The organism is Sphingobium sufflavum (genome assembly GCF_021403115.1).
In the GTDB taxonomy this organism is placed as follows: Bacteria; Pseudomonadota; Alphaproteobacteria; order Sphingomonadales; family Sphingomonadaceae; genus Sphingobium; species Sphingobium sufflavum.
In genome coordinates this window covers 190,066-216,611 of the sequence record NZ_JAJSSH010000003.1, presented here as the reverse complement: position 1 = coordinate 216,611, position 26,546 = coordinate 190,066, and the positions used below count along the sequence as shown (strand labels likewise).

General features: G+C 68.3%; 24 protein-coding genes and 1 pseudogene. 17 read left to right on the top strand and 8 right to left on the bottom strand.

The features are described 5' to 3' along the window. Nucleotides 1-184 precede the first annotated feature (184 nt). A complete protein-coding gene (locus LWE61_RS06665; RefSeq protein WP_234149259.1) occupies nt 185-934 on the top strand; it encodes a cupin domain-containing protein in 750 nt (249 codons plus the stop codon). A 60-nt stretch (nt 935-994) separates the two neighbouring features. On the opposite strand, the gene LWE61_RS06660 is transcribed toward LWE61_RS06665, so the two are convergent. Both LWE61_RS06660 and LWE61_RS06655 read right to left on the bottom strand, forming a co-directional pair. Then, nucleotides 995-2,779: a cation acetate symporter gene (locus tag LWE61_RS06660; RefSeq protein ID WP_234149258.1), complete on the bottom strand. Its 1,785-nt coding sequence runs from the start codon at nt 2,777-2,779 to the stop codon at nt 995-997. Then, complete coding sequence (locus LWE61_RS06655) at nt 2,776-3,096, bottom strand: DUF485 domain-containing protein (RefSeq protein WP_234149257.1); 321 nt, start codon at nt 3,094-3,096, stop codon at nt 2,776-2,778. Before LWE61_RS06655 ends, LWE61_RS06660 begins: the two co-directional genes overlap by 4 nt. Before the next feature lie 325 nt (nt 3,097-3,421). Between LWE61_RS06655 and LWE61_RS20910 the strand changes: the two are divergent. The 3 genes and pseudogenes from LWE61_RS20910 to LWE61_RS06645 all read left to right on the top strand — a co-directional run. Beyond that, nucleotides 3,422-3,871 (top strand): annotated as a pseudogene (locus LWE61_RS20910) (TonB-dependent receptor plug domain-containing protein); the annotation flags it as partial. 57 nt (nt 3,872-3,928) lie between these two features. Next, nucleotides 3,929-5,866 (top strand): TonB-dependent receptor domain-containing protein, encoded by a 1,938-nt coding sequence (locus LWE61_RS06650; RefSeq protein WP_407696210.1) that lies wholly within the window; start codon nt 3,929-3,931, stop codon nt 5,864-5,866. A gap of 174 nt (nt 5,867-6,040) precedes the next feature. Then, the gene (locus LWE61_RS06645; RefSeq protein ID WP_234149256.1) at nt 6,041-7,144 is read left to right on the top strand and encodes a Gfo/Idh/MocA family protein; all 1,104 of its coding nucleotides are present in this window, start codon (nt 6,041-6,043) and stop codon (nt 7,142-7,144) included. Between the two features lie 231 nt (nt 7,145-7,375). On the opposite strand, the gene LWE61_RS06640 is transcribed toward LWE61_RS06645, so the two are convergent. The 5 genes from LWE61_RS06640 to LWE61_RS06620 are packed head-to-tail and all read right to left on the bottom strand — an operon-like array spanning nt 7,376 to nt 12,065. Then, the gene (locus LWE61_RS06640; RefSeq protein ID WP_234149255.1) at nt 7,376-8,161 is read right to left on the bottom strand and encodes an SDR family oxidoreductase; all 786 of its coding nucleotides are present in this window, start codon (nt 8,159-8,161) and stop codon (nt 7,376-7,378) included. After that, nucleotides 8,158-8,991, bottom strand: coding sequence for an NAD(P)-dependent oxidoreductase (locus tag LWE61_RS06635; RefSeq protein ID WP_234149254.1), 834 nt, complete (start codon nt 8,989-8,991; stop codon nt 8,158-8,160). Before LWE61_RS06635 ends, LWE61_RS06640 begins: the two co-directional genes overlap by 4 nt. A 4-nt stretch (nt 8,992-8,995) precedes the next feature. Further along, the gene (locus tag LWE61_RS06630) at nt 8,996-9,751 is read right to left on the bottom strand and encodes an SDR family NAD(P)-dependent oxidoreductase (protein WP_234149253.1); all 756 of its coding nucleotides are present in this window, start codon (nt 9,749-9,751) and stop codon (nt 8,996-8,998) included. Nucleotides 9,752-9,762: 11 nt separating this feature from the next. After that, entirely contained in the window at nt 9,763-10,545 is a 783-nt protein-coding gene (locus tag LWE61_RS06625; protein ID WP_234149252.1) for a carboxymuconolactone decarboxylase family protein, read from the bottom strand. Between the two features lie 50 nt (nt 10,546-10,595). After that, a complete protein-coding gene (locus tag LWE61_RS06620; RefSeq protein WP_234149251.1) occupies nt 10,596-12,065 on the bottom strand; it encodes an aldehyde dehydrogenase family protein in 1,470 nt (489 codons plus the stop codon). Between the two features lie 180 nt (nt 12,066-12,245). On the opposite strand from LWE61_RS06620, the gene LWE61_RS06615 reads away from it, so the two are divergent. From LWE61_RS06615 to LWE61_RS06565, 11 genes are all read left to right on the top strand, one after another. Further along, nucleotides 12,246-12,938 carry a FadR/GntR family transcriptional regulator gene (locus LWE61_RS06615; RefSeq protein WP_234149250.1) on the top strand — a complete coding sequence of 231 codons (693 nt, stop codon included), beginning with the start codon at nt 12,246-12,248 and terminating at the stop codon, nt 12,936-12,938. A 439-nt stretch (nt 12,939-13,377) separates the two neighbouring features. Next, the gene (locus LWE61_RS06610; RefSeq protein WP_234149249.1) at nt 13,378-13,842 is read left to right on the top strand and encodes a c-type cytochrome; all 465 of its coding nucleotides are present in this window, start codon (nt 13,378-13,380) and stop codon (nt 13,840-13,842) included. Nucleotides 13,843-13,892: 50 nt separating this feature from the next. Then, nucleotides 13,893-14,798 carry a COG4315 family predicted lipoprotein gene (locus LWE61_RS06605; protein WP_234149248.1) on the top strand — a complete coding sequence of 302 codons (906 nt, stop codon included), beginning with the start codon at nt 13,893-13,895 and terminating at the stop codon, nt 14,796-14,798. A gap of 96 nt (nt 14,799-14,894) precedes the next feature. Next, entirely contained in the window at nt 14,895-16,172 is a 1,278-nt protein-coding gene (locus tag LWE61_RS06600) for a hypothetical protein (protein WP_234149247.1), read from the top strand. Then, nucleotides 16,169-17,962, top strand: a complete 1,794-nt coding sequence (locus LWE61_RS06595) for a DUF1592 domain-containing protein (RefSeq protein WP_234149246.1) — start codon at nt 16,169-16,171, stop codon at nt 17,960-17,962. Before LWE61_RS06600 ends, LWE61_RS06595 begins: the two co-directional genes overlap by 4 nt. After that, a complete protein-coding gene (locus LWE61_RS06590; RefSeq protein WP_234149245.1) occupies nt 17,959-19,299 on the top strand; it encodes a DUF1552 domain-containing protein in 1,341 nt (446 codons plus the stop codon). Before LWE61_RS06595 ends, LWE61_RS06590 begins: the two co-directional genes overlap by 4 nt. Next, nucleotides 19,296-19,883 carry a VOC family protein gene (locus LWE61_RS06585; RefSeq protein WP_234149244.1) on the top strand — a complete coding sequence of 196 codons (588 nt, stop codon included), beginning with the start codon at nt 19,296-19,298 and terminating at the stop codon, nt 19,881-19,883. The genes LWE61_RS06590 and LWE61_RS06585 overlap by 4 nt, the downstream gene beginning before the upstream one ends. Next, the gene (locus LWE61_RS06580) at nt 19,855-20,250 is read left to right on the top strand and encodes a high-potential iron-sulfur protein (RefSeq protein ID WP_234149243.1); all 396 of its coding nucleotides are present in this window, start codon (nt 19,855-19,857) and stop codon (nt 20,248-20,250) included. Before LWE61_RS06585 ends, LWE61_RS06580 begins: the two co-directional genes overlap by 29 nt. Next, entirely contained in the window at nt 20,223-20,942 is a 720-nt protein-coding gene (locus tag LWE61_RS06575; RefSeq protein ID WP_326490612.1) for a cytochrome b/b6 domain-containing protein, read from the top strand. The genes LWE61_RS06580 and LWE61_RS06575 overlap by 28 nt, the downstream gene beginning before the upstream one ends. A gap of 72 nt (nt 20,943-21,014) precedes the next feature. Next, the gene (locus LWE61_RS06570; protein ID WP_234149242.1) at nt 21,015-21,737 is read left to right on the top strand and encodes a response regulator transcription factor; all 723 of its coding nucleotides are present in this window, start codon (nt 21,015-21,017) and stop codon (nt 21,735-21,737) included. Then, nucleotides 21,734-23,071, top strand: a complete 1,338-nt coding sequence (locus LWE61_RS06565) for a HAMP domain-containing sensor histidine kinase (RefSeq protein WP_234149241.1) — start codon at nt 21,734-21,736, stop codon at nt 23,069-23,071. The genes LWE61_RS06570 and LWE61_RS06565 overlap by 4 nt, the downstream gene beginning before the upstream one ends. Before the next feature lie 25 nt (nt 23,072-23,096). On the opposite strand, the gene LWE61_RS06560 is transcribed toward LWE61_RS06565, so the two are convergent. Next, nucleotides 23,097-23,774: a TetR/AcrR family transcriptional regulator gene (locus LWE61_RS06560; protein ID WP_234149240.1), complete on the bottom strand. Its 678-nt coding sequence runs from the start codon at nt 23,772-23,774 to the stop codon at nt 23,097-23,099. 168 nt (nt 23,775-23,942) lie between these two features. On the opposite strand from LWE61_RS06560, the gene LWE61_RS06555 reads away from it, so the two are divergent. Both LWE61_RS06555 and LWE61_RS06550 read left to right on the top strand, forming a co-directional pair. Then, nucleotides 23,943-25,412, top strand: coding sequence for an efflux transporter outer membrane subunit (locus LWE61_RS06555; RefSeq protein ID WP_234149239.1), 1,470 nt, complete (start codon nt 23,943-23,945; stop codon nt 25,410-25,412). After that, the gene (locus LWE61_RS06550; RefSeq protein WP_234149238.1) at nt 25,409-26,542 is read left to right on the top strand and encodes an efflux RND transporter periplasmic adaptor subunit; all 1,134 of its coding nucleotides are present in this window, start codon (nt 25,409-25,411) and stop codon (nt 26,540-26,542) included. The genes LWE61_RS06555 and LWE61_RS06550 overlap by 4 nt, the downstream gene beginning before the upstream one ends. Nucleotides 26,543-26,546 lie beyond the last annotated feature (4 nt).

Below are 26,546 nucleotides of genomic sequence, written 5' to 3'. Positions count from 1 at the left end.
TGGTCCGCCCCTTGTCTTGCGCGGCGGCGCGCAGGGGCGACAGAAACTGCCATCGCAGCCGCCCGATCCGGCATGGCTGCGGAAAATGGCGGGCATAAGCGCATCACCTGTCGGCGGCGCTTCCTAAGCTGGCCGCGCATTTCCCTTCCTTGCTCCATCCCCATCCCCATTCGCAGAGGCGCCCATGGACACCCAGACCCAATCCCCCGAAGCCCCGAACGCGGCGACGCGCGCGCCATCCTTCCTCGACCTGCGCGCCTTTGGTGCACAGGCGGCGGCGACCGCCGGTCCGGCGCGCGGCGACTTTCTGGCCAGCCGCACCGTCCTGCTCTCCTCCGGCGCGCCCAGCCCGGTGAGCGCCCTGACGCTGGACGCGGGCGAGGGCCGGGTCGACGCGCTGCCGAATGATGAGTTCCTGATCGTCGTCGCCGGCGCGCTGCGCCTGAGCGATGCGGCCGGGGCGCATGTTCTGGCCGATGGCGACGCGGCGGTCATCCCCCATGGCGCGGCCTTTGCGTGGAGCGCCGATGCGGGCACGGTGGCCATCGTCATGACCTATGCCGACAGCCAGCCGAGCGGCGCGGCGATCACCCCGATCACGAAGAACCCGCCGCTGGAACCCTCCGCCAAGCCCGCCGCCGACATCTTGATCGGCCCCGCGCCCGATTGCCGCAACTTCAACGACTATCGCGTCGATGACGGGAAGTTCGTGTGCGGCACCTGGGACAGCACGCCCTACCACCGGCACGGCTTCCTCTATGGCCATCATGAGATCATGCATATCCTGACCGGCAGCGTCACCTTCAGCGACGAGAATGGCCGGGCGCAGAGCTTTGCCACGGGCGACGTGGTGCTGGCCGAGCGCGGATCGCACTGCGGCTGGGAAAGCCGGGAGCATGTCGCCAAGGCGTTCGCCATCTATCGGCTGGGCTGAAACCCGCTATCGGAGGAAGGCTGTCCCCATAGGGCGGCCTTCCTCCGTTCCATGATGACCCTAATGGTCGGATGCGCCGAAGGCCCCGATCCCGGTTTCCGCCCGCACCCGCTGCGCCGGATAGCCCGCCTTGTCCACCGCCGCGCGCGGGGAACGGTCCAGCAAGGAGATCAGCCAGATCGCGAGGAAACCCGCCGGGACGGAGAAGATCGCCGCCGAGCTGTAGGGGAAGGGCGCATCCCCCAGATGGAGGCTGTTGGTCCACACCGTGGGGGACAGCATCGTCAGCACGAAGGCGGTCAGCAGGCCGATCGCCCCGCCCCATGCCGCGCCGCGCGTGGTGCAGCCGCTCCACAGCAGCGACATGACCAGCACCGGGAAATTGCCCGACGCCGCCAGCGCGAACGCCAGACTGACCATGAAGGCGACATTCTGCTTCTCGAACACCAGCCCCAGCACCACCGCCAGCGCGCCCAGCGCCAGCGTGGTCAGCCGGGAGACGCGCAGTTCGTCCGCCGAATTCGCCTGCCCCTTCTTGAACAGCGTCGCATAAAGATCATGGCTGACCGCCGACGCGCCCGACAGGGTCAGCCCGGCCACCACCGCAAGGATGGTGGCAAAGGCCACCGCCGAGATGAAGCCCAGGAAGGCGTCCCCGCCGATGGCATGGGCGAGATGGATCGCCGCCATGTTGCCGCCGCCGCGCAACGCGCCCTCCCCGTCCAGATAGTGGCCATCCGTCCCCACCAGCACGATCGCGCCAAAGCCGATGATGAAGGTGAGGATATAGAAATAGCCGATCCAGCCGGTCGCCCACAGCACGGACTTGCCCGCCTCCTTCGCGTCGGGGACGGTGAAGAAGCGCATCAGGATATGCGGCAGGCCGGCGGTGCCGAGCATCAGCGCAAGGCCGAAGGAGATGGCGGACACCGGATCCTTGATGAAATTGCCGGGGGCCATGATCGACCGGCCCCGCTCCGCCGCCTCCGCCACGCCCGCCCCGCCGGAGAGAGCCGCGTCCGTCTTGACCGCCACCGCGCGGGCGAACAGCGCCTCGAACGAAAAGCCCATGTGCGCCAGCACCATCAGCGCCATGAAGGTCGCGCCGCCCAGCAGCAGCACCGCCTTGATGATCTGAACCCATGTCGTGGCGCGCATCCCGCCGAACAGGACGTAAAGCATCATCAGCACGCCGACGATGGCCAGCGCCACGCCATAGGGCAGGCCGAACAGCAGCTTGATGAGCTGTCCCGCGCCGACCATCTGCGCGATCAGATAGAAGGAGACGACCAGCAGCGTGCTGACCGCCGAGAAGGTGCGCACCGGCGGCTGGGCAAAGCGATAGGAGGCGACATCCGCAAAGGTGAAACGGCCCAGATTGCGCAGCCGCTCCGCCATCAGGAACAGCAGGATCGGCCAGCCGACCAGAAAGCCGGTGGAATAGATGAGGCCGTCATAGCCATCGGTGAAGATCTGCGCCGAAATGCCGAGGAAGGAGGCGGCGGACATATAGTCGCCCGCCATGGCGAGGCCGTTCTGAAAACCGCTGATCCCGCCACCCGCGGTGTAGAAGTCGGACGCGGTGCGGGTGCGCGCCGCCGCCAGCTTGGTAATCCACAGAGTCAGCCCGACGAAGGCGACGAACATCAGGATCGCGGCCCAGTTGAGCGGCTGTTGCTGCGCCTGCCCCTCCAGCGCCGCCGCGAGGGCGGGCATGGGGACGAGCAGGGCGGCAGCGGCAAAAGCGAGGGCCGCAGCGGGAGCGGTGGAGGCGAGCGCCGCCACGGGGGCAGCAACTGGCGTGCGGCTCGCGGCTGGAGTGGCGGCGGAGGCGCGGGCGGTCATGCGCCATGGTCCTTCAGGATCGCGGCCATCCGGGCGTCATAATCGCTGTTGGCGCGGGCGACGTAAACGCCGGTCAGCGCGATGGCGAGCAGGATGAGGCCCAGCCCCACCGGGATGCCGAGCGAGGTCACGCCCGCCCCGATGGGCGTCGCCAGCAGGGATTTGTCGAACGCGATCAGCAGCAGATAGCCGACGAAAGCGATGAAGATCAGCGCGGACAGGCTCCAGCCCAGCCGCGACCGCTGCCGCACCAGCGCCGCATAGCGCGGGTCCGCCGCGACGGCGGCGACCAATGCGTCTTCATCCCGGTCGCTCATCCCGTCATTCTCCCCCACTATCCTGCCGCGACGCTAGAGCCAGCGGCGGCGATTGCAAGGGATGGGACGCGCTTTATGCGGTCGGCCGGCCTGATTCTGTTCGGCGGCGGCGCGGCGGCGATACTGTGGCGGTTCGTCCAATATCTTGAAATCAAGCAAAATAGGCTGGTCCGATGCTTGGCCGGATAGCGGTGTGTTTCTTGCTTAATCCTATCTTTAGGCAAGTCTGCGATAGCTGTCTTATAGATCGCCAACAGGACACCGGAACAGGCGCACATAATCAGGGAGAGCTGGGGTGAAGAAGGCCGCGTACCTACTCGTCGGAATGGAATTGCTGGCCGTCGCCGCCCCCGCATGGGCGCAGGGCGACACCGCCGCCAAGGGCAAGGCAAAGCCGCAGGCGCCGCAGAAGGAGATTTTCTCCACTGGCGTCGCCAAGGGCCGCGACCGGCTCGACAGCGCGACCTCCACCAGCGCGATCAGGGCCAGCGAATATGAAAAGCTCGGCCCCCGCCCGCTGGCCGACATATTGCGCACCATGCCCGGCCTGCGCGTGGAATCCGGCATTGGCGAGGGGAACGCCAACTACACCGTGCGCGGCCTGCCACTGGCCGCCGGTGGCTCCAAATATATGCAGTTGCAAGAGGACGGCCTGCCCGCCCTCGAATTCGGCGACTTCTTCAACTTTGGCGGCGACGTCTTCCTGCGCACCGATTTCAACGTGGCGCAGATCGAGTCCATCCGCGGCGGTTCCGCCTCCACCTTTGCGTCGGATTCGCCCGGCGGCCTCATCAACATCCTGTCCAAGACCGGCGAGACGCAGGGCGGCGCGGTGCAGATCACGCGCGGCATCGACTATGGCGAGAACCGGCTCGACGCCGATTATGGCGGCAAGCTGAGCGACAGCCTGCGCTTTCATGTCGGCGGCTTCTATCGCTGGGGCGAAGGGCCGCGCAACATCGGCTTCGACGGCTATAAGGGCGGCCAGATCAAGCTGAACATCACCAAACAGTTCAGCAATGGCTATGTGCGCGTCTATGGCAAATATCTGGACGACCGCTCGCCCACCTTTGCGCCCTATTTCTTCAGCCTGACCGGGACCAACGACAAGCCGGTCATCGCCAACCTGCCCAATTTCGACATTCGCACGGACTCCGTCCTGTCCCCCTATATCGGCCCGGTCACGACGCTGAACGGCCAGAACCAGCTCACCCGTTTCCCGACATCCGACGGGCAACATGCGGTGTCGAAGTCGGTCGGGCTGGAGGCGCAGTTCGACATCGCGGGATGGACGCTGAGCGACCGTGTCCGCTATTCGATCAATTCGGGCGATTTCCTGCGCGTGTTCGCCAACAGCGCGGATACGGTCGCCGCCTTCGCCGCGTCGCAGGCCGGGGCGGGCGCGACCGCCAGCTATGCCAGCGGCCCCAACGCCGGACGGCCGATCGCGGCGGGATCGCCGATCAACGGCAACGGCCTGCTCGCCCTCTATTATATGGCGGAGACGCGCGCCCGGTCGCTCGACAATTTCACCAATGATTTCCGCGCCACCAGGGTGTGGCCGATCGGCGGCGGCAACCTGACCGTCACCGCCGGCCTGTACAAGGCGATCCAGAAGCTGCGCGCCGAGTGGCTCCATTCCGCCATCGACGTGGATGTGGCGGGCAATGGCCAGACCGCGATGGTCAACATCACCAGCGCGGGCGGCGTGGCGCAGACGCTGGACGGCTATTATGCCTTCGGACGTGGGCGGACCAGCAAGTTCCGCCGCATCTTCGACGTCGATTATGACATCACGGCCCCCTATGGATCGATCAACTATCATGTCGGCAAGATCGCGATCGGCGGCAGCCTGCGCTATGACAGCGGGCGGGTGCGCGGTTCGCTCTATGGCGCGGACCTGGGCGGTGGCCGGGTCGGGCAGGTCGCCTATGACGTGAATGGCGACGGCCTGATCTCCGCACCGGAGGCGGCGGTGGCCTTCCTGCCGCTGTCCCAGCCCGCACCGGTCAACTACAACTATCATTATGTCAGCTACTCGGCGGGCGTGAACTATCGCATCGCGCAAGCGCTGTCGGCCTTTGCCCGATACAGCCGGGGCGGGCGGGCCAATGCCGACAAAATCCTGTTCACCCCCATCGTCAGCGCCGTGGACGGCAGCGTCGCCAGCAACAGCGACACCTATGACGAGGTGCGCCAGCTCGAAGGCGGCATCAAGCTGCGCACCGGCAATGCGACGCTGAACGCCACCGCCTTTCTGGCCCATGCCGACGATCATAATGTGCTGAACGGCTCCGCCAACCAGACCATCCGCGCCTATCGCGCGTCGGGCCTGGAACTGGAGGGCAGCTATCGCCGGGGCATCTTCAGCATCACCGGCGGCGCGACTTACACCAAGGCGAAGATCACGCAGGACAAGCTGGACCCGACGCTGACCGGCAAGGAACCGCGCCACCAGCCCGCCTGGACGTTCGAGGCGACGCCGCAGATCGAGACGGAGCAGGCGACCGTGGGCGCGAACATCGTGACCATCACCAGCAGCTATGCGCAGGACAGCAACCTGCTCAAGATGCCGGGCTTCACCGTGGTCAACGCCTTTGTCCAGTATCGGCCGATCCCGCGGGTGCAGTTGATGGTGAACGCCAACAACCTGTTCAACGCCGTGGGTCTGTTCGAAATCTCGCAGAGCACGGTGCCGACCAATGGCATCGGTTCAGGCCGGGCGATCAACGGGCGAACCGTGTCGGCGTCGCTGCGCTATAATTTCTGACGCCGGTTTGTCGCTGACACGCCAAGCGGGGGTGTCCGGTCGGGATGATCGGGCGCCCCCTTTTTTTTTGGCTTTGCGGTGTCGATCCCTTGCCTGACGGCCGTTCCGCCAGCTTCTCTTGATAGTATATACTATCTATGCCAGTGTCGGCCAAACAGGCGAGAGGATCGGCGGATGGCAACTGGCACGATAGCGGCAATCGTCGTGGGCACGGGCTTTGGGTGTCGCGTCCATGTGCCCGCACTGCGCGCGGCGGGGTTCGAGGTGGTGGCGCTGGTCGGGCGCGACCCGGACCGGCTGGCGCGCAAGGCGGCGGAACAGGGCATCCCCGCCAGCTTCACCGATCTGGACGCGGCGATTGACGCCGCCAGCGGCGCGGGTGATGCCGCCAGCGGCGGGGCCAACGCGACGCTGGTCACGGTCGCCACCACGCCGGACACGCACGCCGCCCTCTCCCAACGCGCCATAGCGCGCGGCTGCCATGTGCTGTGCGAAAAGCCATTCGCGCTCGACGCGGCGGAGGGGGAGCGGCTGGTCGAGGCGGCGGAGCGGGCGGGCGTCGTCCATATGCTGTCGCACGAGTTCCGCTGGCTGCCCGAACGGGCGATGTTCGGCCGGGCCATCGCCGGGGGGCTGATCGGGGAACCGCGCTTCCTGGCGCTGGACCAGTTCATCCCCTTTTGCGCGGACCCCGCCGCGCGCCTGCCCCACTGGTGGTTTGACCCGACGGCGGGCGGTGGCTGGCTGGGCGCGGGGGGATCGCATCTGATCGACCAGATCCGGTGCTGGCTGGGTGATTTCCACTCGATCAGCGCCAGCCTGCTGACCGTTTCGGACCGGCAGGGCGGCGCGGAGGACAGCTATTCCATGCGCTTTCGGCTGAAGAATGGCGTGGAGGGGTCGATGCAGCAGAGCGCCGGGGCTTGGGGGCCGCCCGCCAGCCTGACCCGCTGCGCCGGATCGACCGGGACGGTGTGGATCGACGCGGGCAAGGTCTTTGTCGCGGACCGGGATGGGACGCGGGAACTGGCGATCGACGACGATCTGCGCCTGCCGCCCGCGCCCGCCGTCACCGACGCCAAGGGGGTGAGCCGACCGGCCGCGTTCGAGACCGGTCCCTTCATCCGGCTGTGCGAGGCGATGAAGGCCGCGATAGAGGGCGCGCCCGTCCCCGGTGCGATCCCCCCGCCCCGCTTTCAGGACGGGCTGGCGACGATGCGGGTCATGGACGCGATGCGCGCCTCCTCCGCCAGCGGGGGCGCGTTGCAGACGCTGTGACGGGTGGGCGTGGCGGCGCGCGCGGGAGGCGGGCCGCCGTTCGACACGCCCAGGACGACAGGAAGAGACTATGGCGCGCGCCGGCGCATCGCGGGACCATGAGGGCCGGCGCGATGGGAGGCTGTGCCATCCATGCGGACTATGTCGATCCCGCGCGATCCACCGCATCCCGCGGCAGAGTTCAGACCCCGCGACCCCCGGCGGATGAGAACACCCGCCGGGGACACGGCATCAGGGGCGCAGCACCCAGCCGCCATCGACATGCAGCGTCTGGCCACTGATCCACGCACCCGCGTCGGAGCACAGCAGCAGCAGCGCGCCGACCAGCTCATCCGGCTCACCCTGCGCGCGGCTGGCGACGGTCATGTTGAGGAACTGGAGGAAAGGGGAATCGTCGGGCACCAACTGCTTGCCCGCGTCCGACTTCACATTGCCGGGCGCGATGGCGTTGGCGGTGATGTTCTCCTTGCCCAGCGTCTTGGCGAGGGTGGTGGTCAGGCCGACCAGCGCCAGCTTGCCGATGCCATAGACGCCGGTCGCCGGGAAAGCGCCGCCGGACGTCTGGTTGACGATGCGGCCGCCGCCACGCTCGCGCATCGCGGGAACCGCCGCCTGCGCGCAGATCAGCGCGCCGGTCAGGTTGACGTTCAGCGTGCGGTTCCAGCTTTCGAGCGGCACGTCGACAATATTCTGATAACCCAGTTCGGCCATCAGCGCGGCGTTGTTGACGAGGATGTCGAGGCCGCCAAAGCTGGTCTTTGCCGCGTCCACCATGGCGGCGGCGGAGGCCGGGTCGGTGATGTCGACGCGCACGCCGATGGCCTTGCCACCCGATGCGACGATCTCGTCCGCGACGGCTTTCGCGCCCTCCTCGTTGATGTCCGCCACCACGACCGCGGCCCCGGCGGCGGCGAGGCCGACCGCATAGGCGCGCCCGATGCTGTTGCCGCGCCCGCCCGCACCGGTGACGATGGCGACCTTGCCGTCCAGGCGGAACTGGTCGATGGAAAATGTCATGCCTTGTGCTCCTCAGCTAAACCGCCGGTGGCGGCGGCGAGGAAGCCGGAGGCCGCCTCGCGCAATGTGTCCGTGCCCCGGTTGCCCGGCGCGATCGCGCCGAGCAGATTGACGTCCTTGATCAGCAGCGGCGCGCCATGGGCAAAGGCCGCCGGGGTCGGCAGGCGGGCATACACCTCGAACCCGAAGCTGCGCCCGCTGCTGACCTTGATAAGGTCGGCCAGCGCCTTGCGATCGATGCCCAGCGCCTCACCCGCCGACAGGGCGGCATGGGCCAGACCCATGTTGGCCGCCATCAGCGCGTTATTGACGATCTTGGCCCGCTGCCCCGCCCCGGCCGGGCCGAGATGGACGAGCGCGCCCGCGAAACTTTCCAGCACCGGCCGCGCCTGCGTAAAGGCGTCCTCGCTGCCGCCGCACATGACGGTCAGCGTGCCCGCCGCCGCAGCAGGACCGCCGCCGCTGACCGGCGCGTCGAGGAAATGCACGCCCCTGTCCGCGCACTGCTCCGCCAGAGCGGCGCAGCTTTCCGGCAGGATGGTCGAGTGGATGACAAGCAGGCTGCCGGGGCGCAGCGCGGGGATCAGATCCGCGCACACCGCCGCCACGCCGGCATCGTCCACGACGCAGACGCCGACAAAATCGCAGGTCGCGCCCAGGTCCGCCACGGAAGCGGCGACGGTCGCGCCCTGCGCCACGAATGGCTCCAGCGCCTCCGGCCGCCGCGCCCAGAGGGCGAGCGGATAGCCGTTGGCGAGGATGCGTTCGGCCATCGGGCCGCCCTGACTGCCCAGGCCGATGAAGCCCGCGCGGATGCTCTTGTCCGTCATCCGATCAACCCGCCGTGATGCCGGCGTCGATGTTGATGCAGGCGCCATGATAGCCACGCCCCGCCTCCGACGAGAGGAGCAGGATCATGTCGGCCACATCGTCCACCTCCACGACGCCGCGCATACCGGAGAAGCGCGTGATAAGCTCGAAATCGCAATTTTCGGGCGGGACGAAATTGGCGGCGATGTTCGTCACCATGCCGCCCGGCGCGACGGCGTTGATGCGGATCGGCTTTTTCGAATATTCCATCGCCATTGCCTTGGTCATGCCCAGCAGGCCCCATTTGCTGGCGCAATAGGCGGCGGCATAGGCCTCCCCGATGAAGGCGGCGGAGGAGGCGACATTGACGATCGCGCCATTGGTTTCGAGCAGGTGCGGGATCGCGACCTGCGAGAGCAGGAAGGGCGCATGGAGATTGACGTTCAAGGTGCGCTGGAACTGGTCGAGCGGCATCTCCGGCGTGTTGGCGAGATAGATCAGTCCCGCCACGTTGCACAGCGCGTCGAGACGGCCGAAGCGCGCCACAGCCGCCTGCACCACGCCCGCGCTGGCCGCCGCGTCGGACAGGTCGGCGGGATGGATCAGAGCCTCCACCCCCGCCCCCAGAAGGGCGGCGGTTTCGGCCAGTCCGGCCTCGTTCAGGTCCACCAGCGCCAACTTCGCACCGGCTTCCGCCAGTTTCAGCGCGGTGGCGCGGCCCAGCCCCGATGCCGCGCCGGTGACAATGGCGACCTTGCCGGTCATGTCGGTCTTGCTCATGCTTGCATCCCTCATCCGTTCCAGGGCAATCCGGCGGCGAATTTCTTCGACATTTCGAAGACCACGCCCTGAATCACCGACGCCTTTGGCCATCCCGCATGGATGCCATAGGCCAGTACAAATTCCTGCATCTCGTCCGGCTGGCAGTTGCCGCTGGCCATCGCCGCATGGATATGGCTCTTGATCGGCGTCTCGGCGGCGGACTCGCACACGCCGACGAGGGTCAGCCAGCGGCGCGACCGCTGGTCGAGGCCGGGACGACACCACATCTCCCCGAACACGAAGTTGCGAATCGCCTCCAGATAGGGGGTCGCGGGCGGGCCGCCGGGGAAGGTCATGACATGGATGAATTCCGCCGCGCCCTCCTCGCTGCGCACCGCCGGATCCCATGCACCGGCGCGGATCGGCGGGTGCGCGGGTTCGGCAAGGCCCAGGTCGGCGGCGACGCGGGTGACCGCGCGGTCCAGCTCCGCCCCCTTCGTCCAGCCGCCATAGACGGACAGGTGCAGCGCAGCCTCGCGCAGTTCCGACAGGCTCAGCTCACCGCCGGTCAGCGCGCCGCGCACATAGCCGTCGAGATGCTCCGCCGCGCCGTTGGTGAGCGACGATCCCGCGATGGCGACCAGATAGCGCGCGCGCCGGTCCAGCCCCTCGCGCGACCAGACTTCCGCAAAGATGAAATCGCGCCAGCTTTCCTGATAGGGGGTGACGGGCGCGGGCAACGGGGCGCCGGTCACCTGTCCCCCGATGGCGGCGCCGCGCGCGGAACGGTCTGCGGGGTCGAGCAGGCTCATGCGATTCTCCTAAGTCTCTTATGCTTTTGCAGTGTCGGCGGCTCTGGCGGTCAGGCGAGGTTGACCCACACATTCTTGACCTGCTGGAACTCGCGCATCCCCTCGATCCCGCCGAGGCGGCCATGACCGCTGTGCTTCATCCCGCCGAAGGGCACGCAGGGCGTCATCGCCTCGCCGGAGCCGTTGACCTGCACCTGACCGGCCTGCATCTGCCCGGCGACGCGGTGCGCGCGGGCGAGGTTGGTGGTGTGGACATAGGCGCCGAGGCCGAAATCGCTGTCATTGGCCAGCGCGACCGCCTCCTCCTCGCTGTCGAAGGGGGTGACGACCAGCACGGGACCGAACACCTCGGTGCGGCTGATCTCGCTCGCCGGGTCCACGTCCGCCAGCACGGTGATCGGCAGATAATAGCCGTCGCTGAAATCGCCGCCCATGCGGCCGCCGCCCGTCACCAGCCGGCCGCCCGCCGCCACGCCGCGGTCGACAAGGCCGGAAATGCGGTTCAGCGACGCCTCCGAAATCACCGGGCCGAGCATGGTGTCGCCCGCGAAGGGATCGCCCGCCTTGATATGGCCCGCCATGGCGGTCAGCATCTGGAGATAGGGTTCGTAGATCGTCCGTTCGACCAACAGGCGCGTGCCGTTGACGCAGCCCTGCCCATTGGCGCTGACCGCGCCGGTCAGGCCGCGCTTGGCCGCCGACTGGAGGTCCGCATCGCCAAACACCAGCACCGCCGACTTGCCGCCCAGCTCCAGCCCGACGGGCTTGAGCGTCTGCGCCGCATTGGCGAGGATCTTTTGCGCGGTCGCGCCGCTGCCGATGAATTCGATCTTGCCGATGCCGGGATGGGCGACCATCGCCGCACCCACATCCGCGCCGCCGGTGACGAGGTTGACGACACCGGGCGGGAAACCGGCCTGGCGGATCAGCTCGACCAGCCGCATGACGCTGTACGGGGCCAAGTCGGGCGCCTTGATGACGATGCAGTTGCCCGCCGCCAGCGCGGGGGCCAGCACCATGGTCGCGGCGAACAAGGGACCGTTCCACGGCACGATGACGCCGACGACGCCATAGGGTTCGTAGGACACATAGTCATGCGCCGGGCCGCCCCATGTGGCGACGGTGCGCCCCTCGATCTTATCCGCCCAGCCGCCATAATAGCGGAACTTCTGCGCCGCATCATAGGAGATATAGGGCGCGGCCAGCGACAGCGAGCCATTTTCGGAGACCAGGATCGGCGCCATCTCCTGCGCCTGCGCCTCGAACAGGCTGGCCAGCTTGAACATCAGGTCGCGGCGCTTGTCACCCGGCAGCGCGCGCCATGCGGGATAGGCGGCCTGCGCCGCGGCGACCGCCCGATCGACGTCGGCGGGGCTGGCGAAGCGGATCTCCCGCGTTACCGCGCCGGTGGCGGGATAGATATGCGCGGCGGTTTCACCGCTGCCCTGCTCTTCCAGCGAATCGCCGATGATGACGGGATAACGGGGCAGCGTATCGCCCACGGGCTGCTGGAAAGTCATGGCATCGCCTCCTTGCCGGGACGGCGCGCATCCTGATCTGGCGCTGCCGCAAACCCTTTTGTGATGGCGGACAGTAATATGCATAGTAATGGCAGGTCAATGCGATTTACGGCGGATATTCGTTTTTCATCGGATAATTATATGCTATGAATTAGCCGAAATCAGGAAAAAGCTGGACCTATGGACCTGGAGCCTCAGAAGAAAAATCTCGTCAGCATCACCGCCGACCGCCTGCGCGACAGGGTGTTCGCGGCCGAACCCGACAGCCTGATCGGGTCGTTGCAGGATCTGGCCCGCACATTGGAGGTGGGGATCGTCACCCTGCAACAGGCCGCGCGCATCCTGGAGCATGAAGGGCTGCTGGAAGGACGACGCGGGCCGGGCGGCGGATTTTATGGCACGCGCCCCGGCCCGGCGGCGGTCGCCCGGTCGCTGGGCGCCTATCTGCGGTCCCACCCGTCGTCCTATGAGGAAGCGGTGAACATCACCTCCCTGTTGTTCAACGAGCTGGTGCCCGCCGCCGCCGAGTGCTCCGACGCGGCCAAGCGGGAGGAACTGGTGCAATTGTCCGCGACGCTGCCCGATTGCGTCACGGAACAGGATTGCGGCGCGTTCGAGGAGAAGTTCCAGGACCTGTTGTTCCGCATGGTCGATTCGCCGCTGTTCAAGCTGCTGACCGTGGTGACGTTGCGAGTCGGCGTGTCCAAGCAGGCGCGGCTGATGCGCGGCGGCGGGGCGGCAGTGTCGGAATGGCGCGGGGGGCGGGAGCGGATCATCGCCGCCATCCTGACCGGCGACCGGGAACTGGCCCGGTTCGAGGCGGATCGCAGCAACCGGCGGGCCGTGATGAACGGACTGCGGGAGGCGGGCTGACGGGCGCGTCCTGAGAGGGGCGGGGCCGACCAAGGCGGATGCGCGGACGGAAAGAGGGGCGGCCGCAACCCCGAACGGCGGAGGACAAAAAAAAGGGCCGGTCGTTGGACCAGCCCTTGAGAGTTTTAGGAGAGGATGCCTGAAAGGCACTGGCTTTGTGCGCCGCACCCGGAAATTGTGCAACTGCGAACAACGTCAGGACGATTGCATGAAATGCAACCAGTGGCCCTTTATCGCGCAACCGGCCGCTGGGTCGGGCGAGGGCTTCCTTCCCCGAAAAGCCCGGCCCGCCTGACCGCACGGCCCGCCACCGCCCCCGCCGCCCCAATGTAAGCATTGCGTAAAAGCGATTGTCCCGCCGCCGACCCACGCCCTAAAACAGCCTCATCAGACGGGATGATTGTCCCGAACAGAACAGAACTGACCGAGGACGATGGACATGACAGGCGCAACGCGACGGTTTGCGATTCCCGCATTGGCATTGGCAGCGCTGGCAGCCCCGGTGGCCGCCGCCCCCGGCGATGTCGTCAAGACGCGCATCGCGGGCTTTCGCGAGCTGGGCGCGGCCTTCAAGAATGTGAACGACGAACTGAAGGGCAGCGCGCCGCAAACCTATGTGATGCAGCTTTCCGCCCGCCAGATCCGTGACTTTGCGCGCCAGCAATATAGCTGGTTCCCGCAGGGCAGCGGGCCGCAGGCTGGCGTCAAGACCGCCGCCAAGCCCGACATCTGGGCCAAGGGTGCGGAGTTCAAGGCCGCGCAGGACAATTTCGCCAAGCAGGCCGACGCCTTTGCCAAGGTCGCGGGCACCGGCGACACAGCCAATATCCGGGCGCAGGCCAAGCTGCTGGGGCAAAGCTGTGGCGCGTGCCACCGCGCGTTCCGCACGGAAAGCCGCGATTGACCCGACCGACTGGCCGGGCGCGCAGAGTGACTGGAAGAGGAGCTGATCGGATGAACAGGCAGAGGTGCGTCCTTGCCATTCCCGGCGTTGCCATTCCCGGACTGGCGATGATCGCCCTGTCCGGCCTGTCGGCCCCGGCCTGGGGGCAGGCATCGGACCTGCCGATTCCGGCGGCGGTGGCGGCCGACCATTTCCCCGCCGGCATCACGACCCGGCGGGTCGGTGACAGGATGGTCTATGTCGATGCGCGGGGGCAGACCCTGTATGGCATGGACCCGCGCGCGCTGGCGGGCAAGACGGGCACGCCCTTCACCTATTGCAAGGATGCCTGTGCGGAGATGTGGCAGCCCCTGCTCGCCCCCGCGGGCGCAAAGGCGACGCCGGGCATCGTCGTGCCGGGCACGGAGCGCCGCACCCGGCCGGACCCGGCGGGCGCAGGCAAGGCGGAAGAGAAGGCGGAAGCTCCCGCTGCCTCTGCGGCGCGCAAGGACTCGTGGAACGGCGACTGGGCCATTGTCGAAGGCGCGCAGGGCCTCCAGTGGATCTACAAGAAGGTCCATCTGGTCTTCACCCGCCGGGGCGAGGCGCCGGGCACCGCCGCCTTTGACGGGGCGGAGGATTTTGCGTGGAACAGCCTGAAATATGTACCGCCCGCGCCGAAACTGTCGACGCCCGGCGCGGTGACGGCCCGTTTCCTGGGTGACGGCTATGTGATGGCCGACCGCAAGGGCCGCCTGCTGTTCACCGGCGACGCACCGGCGCAAGGCGGCTGGTCCCCCTTCCCGGCGGGTTTCGCCAATGGCGGGTCGGGCGACTGGTCGGTCGGGCGCACGGGCGAGCAGGCGCAATGGCTGTACCGGGGCAAGCCGGTCTTTGTCGCGGACGCTCCGCCCGTCGGCGGCGATAGCGATGCGATGAGCGCCATTCCCACGGGCGGGTCGGTGTTGCGACCCTGACCGCGCACGCTGCCGCCCCACGGGCGCGGCGACGGGCGAGAGAAGATCGAAGGATAAGGCACGATGCCACGGCCAGCACCAGCATGTGAGGATGACATGATCCCATCGTCGACCATCGGAGAGGGCGACCCCGCCCGGAGCAGGCGACACGCGCGCCGTGCCGCCGCGCTGCTGGCGGCGGGGTTCCTGACCATCGCCGCGCCCCATGCCGTGATGGCCAAGGTGGGGCCCAAGGTGTCGGGCACCAAGGTATCCGCGACGAAGGCTCCCGCCGCTGCGAAGGCCGCCACCCCCGCACCCCTGCCCGCTCCGCCCGCCGACGGCATCATGGGCTTTGTCATGACATCCTTCTCCCCCGCCGTGCATATCGGCAAGGATGATTGCCCGGAAGGACCGCAGGGCGTGCTGCGCGACCATTATCTGGAGACGCTGCCCGCGCCCGAAGCGACCCGCCTGCGCCTGAAGGTGAATGAGGAGGAGCTGACCAGCCGCTGGAAGAAATATGCGGTCGGCCCGGACGACACCAATATCTGTTCCCAGCCGCAACTGTTCGACCGTCCGCCGACCCGCTTCCTGAAGGGCAAGGTCGCGCAGGGCATCAACCTGGACGGCGACAGCGGCAATGGCGCGGGCGTCCCCAATGGCTGCGCGCACGAGAATTTCTTTGGTCCCGACGGCGAGCCGGGCGTGGATAACCAATATTGGCGGGTGCAGGGCTGCGCCGAGGGCGTGCGCGGCGTCAACGACGCACCGGGCGAGACGACGCGCGGCCTCAACCAGTTCCTGCTGTCGGGCGAACATTCGCAGGTGCTGATCCTGCGCGGCGTCGACAGCCTGGTGCGCGACGACGATGTCGAGATCATCTACGCCAACACCGAAGACCGGGCCATCGTGGACAGCAACCAGAAATTCCTGCCCGGCGCGAGCTATAGCGTGACCCGGACGCCGCAGTATCGCAACGTGCTGCGCGGTCGGATCGTCAACGGCGTGCTGACAACGCAGCCGGTCGACATCCGGTTGCGGCAGACATGGGGGCAGGGCGGCGGGCGCGACATTCGCGGCGCGCGGTCCGAATGGGCGTTGCGCCGGTCGCAACTGCGCCTGACCTTCCAGCCGGACGGGTCGCTCCATGGCATCGTGGCGGGTTATCAACCGCTGCTGAACGTCATCCAAAGCCCGTCCATCGGCGGCATCGGCGCGGCCACCGCCGCCGGGATCAACTGCGCGGGAATCTACAAGGCGTTGAAGCTGGCGGCGGATGGCGACCGCGACGCGGGCGGCCAGTGCACCACCATCTCCACCGCGATCGAGGCCAGCGCCATCCCCGCCTTCATCAACGACCGCCCCGCCGGGCAGAAAGTGGCCGAACGATGAGCCGCGCCCTCTCCTCCCGCTCGCTCTCGCCTTCCCCCTCCGGCCGCCGTTCCCCCGCGCGCTGGCTGGCGGCGCTGGCCCTGATCGCCTCCCCCCTCGCCCTGGCCGCCTGCACGGCGGACAAGGCCCCCGGCGGCGCGCAGGCCAGCGCGCTGTCCGCCCCGCCCGCGCCGCTCTTCACCGGCGCGCTGGCGCAGGTCGTGGCGATGCGCCGCATCACCGAATCGCAATATCGCAACAGCATCGCGGACATATTCGGCACGGACATCAAGGTCGCGGGCCGGTTCGAACCGATCGTGCGCCCGGTGCATGAACTGATCGCGACCGGCGGCAGCGCATCGACCATCTCCCCCGCCGGGCTGGAGCAGTTCGACGCCATGGCGCGCGGCATCGCGGCGCAGGTGTTCGACGCCGACCATCGCGGCTGGTTCGTCAAATGCACGCCGCGCAACCCGAAGCTGGCCGACAGCGCGTGCGCGGCGGAGGCGCTGACCCCGCTGGGCCGCTACCTTTTCCGTCGCCCGATGACCGGCGGCGAGCTGGCCGCCTATGTCAAGATGGCCGACGCCGCCGCGACCCAGACCGGCGATTTCCACATGGGCCTGCAACTGGCGCTGTCCGCCATGCTGACCTCCCCCAATTTCCTGTTCATCGTGGAGAGCGGGGAGGACGACCCGGCCAGCCCCGGCGACCTGCGCCTGGACAATTATTCGCGCGCGGCGCGGCTCAGCTTCTTCCTGTGGAACAGCACGCCCGGCGAGGCTCTGTTGACCGCCGCCGCCGAGGGTCGCCTGACCGACGCGGTTCAGATGGCCGCCATCGCGCAGAAGATGGTGCAATCGCCGCGCATCGAGGCGGGCGTGCGCGCCTTCTTCGAGGACATGCTGCTGTTCGAGAAGTTCGACGAGATGGCGAAGGACAATGTCGTCTATCCGCGCTTCAACGCCGATGTGGCGCAGGCCCTGCCGGAGCAGATGCTGCGCACCATCGTCGACCATCTGATCTTCCGCGACGGCGACTATCGCGACCTGTTCACCACCCGCCACACCTTCGTCAACCGGGCGCTCGGCCCGCTGTATCAGGTGCCGGTCAGCCAATCGCAGGGCTGGGTTCCGCTGGAACTGCCCGCGGCGGACGAGCGGGCGGGCATATTGGGGCAGGCGGGCTTCCTGGCGCTCTATTCCCATTCGGGCCGCAGTTCGCCGACATTGCGCGGCCGTGCGGTGCGCGAGCTGTTGTTGTGCCAGCCAGTGCCCAACCCGCCGGGCAACGTCAATTTCACCGCCGTGCAGGATGTGAACAGCAAGACCCTGCACACCGCCCGCATGCGGCTGAACGCGCATAACACCGACCCGGTGTGCGCCGCCTGCCACAAGATCACCGACCCGCTGGGCCTGCCGCTGGAGAAGTTCGACGGCATCGGCGCGTTCCGTTACACGGAGAACAAGGCCCCCATCGACACCAATGGCGTGTTCGAGGGCGTGGCCTTCAGCGGCGCAGTGGGGCTGGGCAAGGCGCTGGCCGCCAGCAAGTCCACCACCGAATGCGTCGCCAGCCGCGCGCTGGAATATGCCACCGGCCGCCATCCCGGCGAGGAGACGGACCTGATTACCGGCATCGAGCAGGGGTTCGAGAAGCAGGGCTATCGCATGCGGTCCCTGTTCCTTCAGATCGCCACCCTGCCGCAGGCCTATCGCATAAAGGCGCCCGCCATGGGCACCACCCCCGCCGCCATCGCAGCCCTGGGCGCAACGCCCGGCGGACCCACCAAGATTGGAGCACAGCCATGACCTTCAGACTGGATCGCCGCACCGCGCTCAGGGGATTCGTCCACGGCAGCATGGTCGCCGTCGGCCTGCCGCTGCTCGACATCTTCCTCGACAATCATGGCGAGGCGATGGCCGCGACCGGCGCACCGCTGCCCATCCGTTTCGGCACATGGTTCTGGGGCCTGGGCGTCAATCCCCCGCGCTGGTTCCCGGACAAGGTTGGCGCGGACTATGACCTGAAGGTCGAGCTGGAGCCGATCCGCGCGCTGAAGCACAAGATCAACATCCTCAGCGATTTTTCCGTGCCGCTGGACGGCAAGCCCAACCTGCCGCACACCAGCGGCGGCGTGGGCATCCGCACCGGCATGGCGCTGGATGCGGAGCGCGGCTTGCCCGGCCCGTCCTTCGACGTGCTCATCAGCGACCAGATCGGCACCCGCTCGCGCTTCCGCTCGCTGGAACTGTCCGCCACCGGCGACCCGCGCAATTCGCTGAGCGGCCGGGGCAACGGCAACCTCAACCCCGCCGAAGTGTCCGCCGCGTCGCTCTACACCCGCATCTTTGGCCCCGGCTTCCGCGACCCGAACAGCGCGACCTTCACCCCCGACACGCTGGCGATGGCGCGGCGCAGCGTCCTGTCCGGCATCACCGACCAGCGGCAAGCGCTGGCCGCGCGGCTGGGCACGGCGGACCGGCAGCGGCTGGACCAGTATTTCACCTCGCTGCGCCAGCTCGAAAAACAGCTCGACGTGGAACTGACCAAGCCGGAACCGATGCAGGCGTGCATCCTGCCCAAGGGCGTGGCGGAACGGCCGGTCAACGCGGAGATCGAGAATGTCATGGTCAATCACCAGTTGATGACCGACCTGCTCGTCATGGCCATGGCGTGCGACAATACGCGCGTGTTCAACATGAACTTCAACAATGGCGCATCGTCGCTGACCCGCATCGGCAGCACCATCACCCACCACCAGCTGACCCATGAGGAACCGCTGGACAGCATGCTGGGATACCAGCCCGACGCCACCTTCTTCGTCGCCAAATGCATGGAGGCCTGGCATTATTTCGTGAACGCGCTGGACAGCGTGAAGGAGGGCAATGGCACGATGCTCGACAACAGCCTGGTCTTTGCCCACAGCGAGACGGAATTCGCCAAGTTCCACACCATCGACAATATCCCGATGATGACGGCGGGCAGCGCGGGCGGACGAATCCGGACCGGCATCCATGTCGCGGGCGACGGCACGCCGGTCAGCCGCGTCGGCCTGACCCTGCAACAGGCGATGGGCGTTTCGGTCGACCGCTGGGGCACCAACAGCATGGAAACGAACAAGACCATCAAGGAATTGCTGATATGATCCGGCCCCTGCGGCTGGCGTGGAGCCTGCTGCCCCTGCTGTTGGGCATGGGCGCGCAGCCTGCGCTGGCCGCGCCCGGCCCCAACGGGGCACGGACCGCCATGGGTACGGCAGCATCCGTGGCCGTGGGCGTGGGCGTGGGCGCGCCCGCATCGGGAGCGGCATCCACAGCACCAGCCACATCCGCCACCACAACCCCGGCGGGCATGGGAGTCATCGGGACCGCGCTGCGCATCACCGACGGCGCGCGCTCCACCCGTTTCTACACGCAGGGGCTGGGCATGACGCTGGCCCGGCGGATCGACCGGCCGGATGGCGCGGAACTCATCTTCACCTTCGGGTCGCCGGGTCCGGCAATCTTGCTGAACCTGCCGAAGGATAGCGCGGTGGCAAAGCCCGTCGCGCCCGACTATGGCCATGTCATGCTGTCCGTGACCGATGCCGACGCGCTGGTCGCGCGGCTGACGGCGGCGGGATATGCGCCCGGCGCGGTCCATGCCGACGCCCTGACGAAAACCAAGAACTTCTGGATCAAAGACCCTGATGGATATGCGTATGAAATCGTCCAGCGCCCTGCCCGTTGACGCCCTGATTCCCGACGCGACGGACGACCTGCCGGGCAATCCGGGTCGTCGCCGGATGCTGGGCCTGCTCGCCACCCTGCCCGCGCTGGCCATCGGCCTGTCGTGCGGCGGCGCGGCCATGGCGGCCGGGGCGGCGGCGGGAGCGACGGGGGAGGTGTGCATCGACCCCACCAAGCTGCCCGCCAGCCAGACAAGTATGCGCCGCTCGCTCGGCTTTAAAATGGCGTCGACCGATCCCAAGAAGACATGCGGCACCTGCATGTTCTTCACCGGGGCCAAGGGCAGCGATTGCGGCAAGTGCGCGCTGCTCAGCGGCGGGGCGGTGCCCGCGGCGGGCGTGTGCGACAGCTGGGCGCCGAAGGGCTGATGGCGGTGGCCGACACCCGCATCGCCCGGCTGCGCCAGTATGTGTGGGACGCGCCGACGCGCCTGTTCCACTGGCTGCTGGTCGGCCTGCTCGGTTTCAGTTGGTACAGCGCGGAGACGTACCAGATGGAATGGCACCGCTATAGCGGGCTGGCGATATTGGGGCTGGTCGCCTTTCGCATCGTCTGGGGCTTTGTCGGGTCCGGCACCGCCCGCTTTGGCGGCTTCCTGAAAGGACCGCGCGCCGCCCTCGCCTATCTGCGGAGCAAGGGCCATGACGAGAGCGTCGCCGGGCACAATCCGCTGGGCGGGTGGAGCGTCGCGCTGCTGCTGCTGCTGCTGACGGTGCAGACCCTCTCCGGCCTGTTCGCGGTGGACATCGACGGGATCGAGAGCGGCCCCCTCTCCTACCTCGTCGATTTCGACCGGGGACGGCAGGCGGCGGCGATTCATGGCGCGGCCTTCGCCCTGCTGAAGCTGGTCGCGGCGCTGCATGTCGCGGCCATCCTCTTCTACCTGGTCGTCAAGCGGCGGAACCTCATCACGCCCATGCTCACCGGATACCGGCGGGTCATGACGGCGCAGGCGGCGGTCGCCCCGGCGTCGCGCATCGGCCTGATCGTCGCGGTGGCGGTCGGGGCGGGGGTGGTGGCGCTGGTCTATAACGGCCTGCCCGGCCCGCTTGCGCCCTGAACGCACGAACGGACGGACGACCGGAACCGGGCAAACCGAACGGGCCAATCGACGGCGACCCGGCATGACCCTATGATCGACGCACGGCCGCTGATGGCCGCAGGGAGCGGCGCGGTGAAGATATTGCTGGTCGATGACGACCATGACCTGACCGCGATGCTCACCGAATATCTGTCTGGCGAGGGGTTCGTCGCGGACCGGCGTCATGACGCCGCCACCGGCGTCGCCGCCGCGCTGACCGGGCAGTATGACGTGGTGGTGCTGGACGTGATGCTGCCCGGCAGCAGCGGGATCGACGCGCTGCGCGCCATCCGCGCCAAGAGCGACGTGCCGGTCATCATGCTGACCGCCAAGGGGGGCGGCACCGACCGGGTGCTGGGGCTGGAGCTGGGCGCGGACGATTATGTCAGCAAGCCCTATTTTCCGCCCGAACTGGTCGCGCGGCTGCGCGCCGTGCTGCGCCGCCCGCTGCGCGACGAGCGGCCCGCAGGCGTGCTGCGCCTCGACCGATTGTCCTGCGACCCGGCGCGGCGCGAAGTGCGGTGGGACGACCAGCCAGTGGAACTGACCGCGACGGAATTCAACCTGCTGGTCCTCCTGCTCGACAGTGGCGACCGGGTGTCGGCCAAGGAGGATATTTCCGTGCAGCTCTTTGGCCGCCGCTACGAAAGCTATGACCGCAGCATGGACGTGCATATCAGCAAGTTGCGCCACAAACTGGCGCAGGTGTCCGGCGACCGGCTGAAAATCGCGACGGTGCGCGGCATCGGCTGGAAGATGGAGCTGCCGTCATGAAGGGCCGGCTGTTCTGGAAGATCTTCATCGCCTTCCTGATCGTGCTGAATATCCAGTCGCTCGCGGTGACGCGTTTCTTCGTCTATTATTATCCCAGCGTGCCGTCGGTGCCGCAGGAACATTATACGCGGCTGCACCGGGGCACGCTGCACCTGGTCGTGCGCGCGATAGAGGCGGGGCGGATCGACAGCGTCGACCGGACGCTGATCGACGGGCCACATGCGCCGGTGTCGATCCAGCGCCTGTCGCCCGCCGCGCTCCCGTCCGCCGCCGATTCATCCGCCGCCGTCGACGCCACCGCGCAGGGGGAGATGCTGCACAGCGTCACCGCGCGCGACCCGGCGGGCGTCGGCTATCGCGTCGCGCTGCACGCACCGCCCGCCGCCAAGAGCCGCTTCTTCTCGCTCGACACCCGCGTCATATCGGTCACGGCCAGCATGATCTGCGGCCTGATCTTCGCCACCGGCCTCGCCTTCTACCTCGCCCGCCGCATCCGGCTGCTCAGCGACGGCATGCGCGCCTTTGCGAAAGGCGACCTGACCACCCGGCTGGACGACCGGGGGCGGGACGAGATCGCCGATCTGGCGCAGGACTTCAACGGCATGGCCGACCGGATCGAACAACTGGTGCGGGTGCGCGACCAGTTGATCGACGATGTGTCGCACGAACTGCGCTCCCCCCTTACCCGGCTGCAACTGGCCATCGCGCTGGCCCGGCAGAAGAGCGACCGCGTGCCCGCCGCGCTGGACCGGGTGGAAGCGGAGGCGAAGCGGCTGGACGAGCTGGTCGGCGAACTGCTCACCCTGTCCCGGCTGGAAAGCGACGTGACCGACCCGCAGGGCTATTTCGACCTGCCCGAACTGCTGCGCACCATCGTCGCCGACGCCCGGTTCGAAGGGGGCGAGGCGCGCATCCTGCTGGCGGGGGTGGAGGATGGCGACCGGCCGGGGGCGAAGGGCATCCGGGGCGACGCCCGGCTGATCGGCCGCGCGGTGGAGAATGTGGTGCGCAACGCGCTGCGCCACTCGCCGCCGGAGGGCCGCATCCGCGTCACCCTGACCCATAAGGGCGTGGAGGACTGGATCATGATCGAGGATGAAGGCCCCGGCATCCCGCAGGGCCAGCTCAAGCGCATGTTCGAACCCTTCGTGCGGGGGGAGACGGGCGGATATGGCCTGGGCCTCGCCATCGCCCGCCGCGCGGTGCAGGCCCATCGCGGTCGCATCTCCGCCGAAAACCGCGACCCCACCGGCCTGTGCGTCACCATCTGCCTGCCCTGCGAGCAGATGTTCGACACTGTGGAAGGAGAGAGAGAGGCGGAACGGGATGGATAGTCGGCCTGTCCCGCTCGCGCCGGCCCTACTCCGCGCGCGGGCGCAGGCCCCGCAGCATCAGCTCGGTGATGAACCGCGCCTGCTCCGTCAGGGTGCGGCGCGGCGGGAAGAAGGCGTCCTCATGACTGCGGTGCACCGTTTCGGCAAAGATCAGCGTGATGATGACCGTCGCGGTCGCCTCCACATCGACGATGGCCAGCGCGCCGGTGCGCCGCGCCTCCTCCAGCAGGGCGATCAGCGGTTCGAAGAAATGGCGGCGCGTCGCCTTGTGCATCTGCACCTTCAGCGCGGCGATATAATTGGGATTGACCGCCAGCAGTCGCTGGATGGCCCGCGCCTTGGGCGCATTGACGAGAAGGAAGGCCGCCTCGACATAGCTGGCCAACCGATCCTCCGCCGTGCCGGTCGTACTATATTCGACAGGTTGCTTGTCCTGGAGCAGGTCGTCGCGGATCACGCTGATGAACAGGTCCGCCTTGTTGGAAAAGCGCGCATAGACGCTCTTGCGCGACAGGCCCGCCGCCTGCGCCACGGCGTTCAGCGTCGCCGCCTCACCATGTTCCAGCAGCATGTCGAGCGCGGCGGCCCGAATCGCGGCGTCGATCGCCGCCGCCTCGCGCAGGCGGGGGCGGCCCCGGCTCCGGGCGTCGGCGGGCGGGGCGGCCCCGGCGTCGCCACCCGCCGAATGTGTCGGTTCATCCATACCAAATCCGTCCTGAACGGCCTGCGTGGGCGCTGCAAGTTTTTCGCTAACGCCCGGCATCGAAAATAAGATACATTTTTGTATATTAAATAAAGGGACATGATTGTATATTAAATTCGGCGCTGCTAGAGCCTCCTGTCTCAGAACCGCACGCGAACGAGAGCCGATTTGGAACCCACCCTCCGCCTCCTGCCCCTTGCCGCCGTCGCGGTTCTGGGAGCCTGCGCGCCCTCCGTCCGCCTGCCGACGCCGGAGGTGGGGCTGCCCGCCGCCTTTGAACCACGGCCCGCGATTTCCCCTTCCCCGGCCACTCCCGCCGCCCTCACCCTCGACCGCTGGTGGGACGATTTTGGCGATCCGCAGCTCAGCGGCCTCGTCACCACCGCGCTGGAGCGCAGCACAACCATCCGCATGGCCTATGCCCGCATCGCGGAGGCGCGGGCGGTGCGCCGCCAGTCCACCGCCGCCACCCTGCCGTCGGGCAGCCTGACCGGCAGCGCGACGGAACAGGGCAGCGGCCCCGTGTGGGGACCGGGCGTCACCATCCCCGGCAACGACAGCTATCTCGCCAATTTCGCGCCCAGTTGGGAGGTCGACCTGTTCGGCCGGCTGGCGGAAATCCGCGACCGGGCCGCGCTGGACAATGACGCCGCCACGCTGGATTTCTACGCCGTGCGGCTGGCGCTGGCCGCCGATGTCGCCACATCGCTGTTCCGCGCGCGCTTCCTCGCCACCCAATTGACCGACGCGCGCGACAATCTGCGCATCGCGCAGGAACTGGCGGACAATAGCGCGATCGGCGCGACGCGCGGCCTGACCGCCGCGCAGGATGTCGCCCGCCTGCGCGCCGACGCGGCGAGCCGGGAAGCGGAGGTCACGCGCCTGACCGGGGAATTGCAGGTCGCCAAACGGTCACTGCTGATCCTGATCGGCACGCCCGCCGCCACGACCGACAGCCTGCCCGTCGCCGACACGCTCGACCCGCCCCCGTCGCTGCCCGTCGCCACGCCGGGCGAACTGCTGATGCGGCGGCCGGACGTGCGATCGGCGGAGCTGAAGCTGCAATCCGCCGCGTCCACGGTGACGATCGACCGGCTGGGCCTCTTCCCCCGCTTCACCCTGACGCCCGGCGTCGGCCTGACCGCGACCGGCGGGCCGACCGGCGTGGGCCTGTGGTCCATCGTCGCCGGGGCCACGCTGCCGATCCTCGATCGCGCCCGGCTGCTCGCCACGCTGCGGGTCAGCGAGGCGCGCGGGCAACAGGCCGTCGTCACCTATGAGAAGGCGGTGCAGACCGCCTTTGGCGAGGCGGAGAACAGCCTGACCAGCGTCGCCGCCGATGCCCGGCGCAGCGAACAGCTCAACCGGGCGGAGCGGGAGAGCCGCATCGCACTGGACGCCGCGCGGCGCGGCTATCGCGCGGGGCTGACCGATCTTACCACCCTGCTCCAGTCGGAGCGGACATGGCGGCAGAACCGCACCACGCTCAACGGCGCGCGCGTCGGCCTGCTGACCAACAGCGTCGCGGCGATCCGCGCGCTGGGCGGCGGGTGGAACCCCGCCCGGATCACCGACCCCGCCATTCAGGCGGCGCCCCAGCCCGCCCCGTCCCAGCCCGCAACCGCCGGAAACCCATGATGCGCCTCTCTCTCGCCTCCTCCACGATCCTGGTATCGGTGCTGCTGCTGGCGGCCTGCGGCGGCGCCGACAAGGGCCGGCAGGAACTGCCCCCGCCCGCCGTCACCGTCACCCGCGTCGCGCCCCATGCGCTGTCCGGCGCGCTCACCGCGTCGGGCCGCCTGACCCCGCGCGAGGAGGTGGCCATCGCCTCCGACCTCAACGGCTATCGCATCGCGCGGGTGCTGGTGGAGGAAGGCGCGGTGGTGCGTCGGGGCCAGATCCTGGCGACGCTGGACGACAGCCTGCTCCGATCGCAGGTCGACCAGTTGCAGGCGGCCCTGTCGCAACAGCAGATCGCCGCCGAACAGGCGCGCCAGCAGGCGGGCCGGGTCAGCGGGCTGGACGGGCAGGGCGTCCTGTCGGAGGAAGCCATCCAGAACCGCCGCATCGCCGTCAAATCATCGGAGGCGGCGGTGGCGGTGACACGCGCGCAGTTGCGCGACCTGCTGGTCCGACGCGACCATATGGCGATCCGCGCGCCGATGGACGGCGTGGTGCTGGAACGCGCCGCCCGCCCCGGCGAAACGTCGAGCAGCGGCACCATCCTCTTTCGCCTCGCCCGTGACAGCCTGATCGAACTCTACGCCGAAATGCCGGAGGCCGACGTGGCGCAGATCGCCATCGGCGATCCGGCGGACGTGCTGCTGGCGTCCGGCCAGACCGTGCGCGGCACCGTGCGCCTGCTGGGCGAACGGGTGGACAACCAGACCGGGCTGGTCATCGCGCGCATCGCCCTGCCCCGCAACGATGCGCTGCGGCAGGGCGGCTTTGCCCGCGCCCGCTTCCTGCGCACCGCGACGGTGCAGGCGGTGCCGGAGGCAGCGGTGCAGTTCGACGCCGATGGCGCGTCGGTCAAGACCGTCGACCGCAACAACCGCGTCCACCGCGTCCATGTCCGCACCGGGCGGCGCGCGAACGGCTGGGTCGAACTGGTCGAGGGACCGCCCACCGGCACCATAATCGCGGTCAAGGGCAGCGCCTTCACGCTGGACAATGACGTGGTGCGTATCGTGACGGACGCCGCCATGAGCCGGGGGGCCGCTGCCTCCTCCTCCACCGCGCCCGCCAGCACCGGCGCGGGACGGTAACGCG